1 protein-coding gene is annotated in these 405 nt (G+C 67.4%); it reads left to right on the top strand.

Annotation, left to right across the window (positions count from 1 at the left end):
• Positions 1–405, top strand: a 405-nt coding sequence (locus tag I6F21_RS38270) for a glycosyltransferase (RefSeq protein ID WP_346656866.1), incomplete at both ends; no start/stop codon positions are given.

Genomic DNA, 405 nt, shown 5'->3' with positions numbered 1-405 from the left:
AGCCGCTACATCGCGCAGAAGGTGGCCGACCTGGGCGTGCAGCGCATTGAGCTGCAACCGCTGGGCGTGGACTCGCGCCTTTTCCACCCCGCACGGCGCTCGCTGCGCTGGCGCGAACAGTTGGGCCTGCCGCGAGATGCCCGCGTGCTCCTCTACGTCGGCCGCTATGCGCCGGAGAAAAACCTGCACGTGCTCTGCGACGCGGTAGACAAGCTCGACGACGGAAGCGTGCTCGTCACCATCGGCTCGGGCCCGACCCCTCCGCGCGGCAAGAACGTGCGCGCGCTCGCTTATGAAGGCGATGCGCAGCACCTGGCCGCCGCCATGGCCAGTGTCGATGTTTCGTGCATGCAGGCGATCAGGAAACATTCGGCCTCGTCGCGTTGGAAGCGATGGCCAGTGGGG

It is taken from the genome of Bradyrhizobium sp. NBAIM03 (assembly GCF_020194055.1).
Classification (GTDB): domain Bacteria; phylum Pseudomonadota; class Alphaproteobacteria; order Rhizobiales; family Xanthobacteraceae; genus Bradyrhizobium; species Bradyrhizobium yuanmingense.
This window is presented reverse-complemented; position numbering and strand designations above follow the sequence as displayed.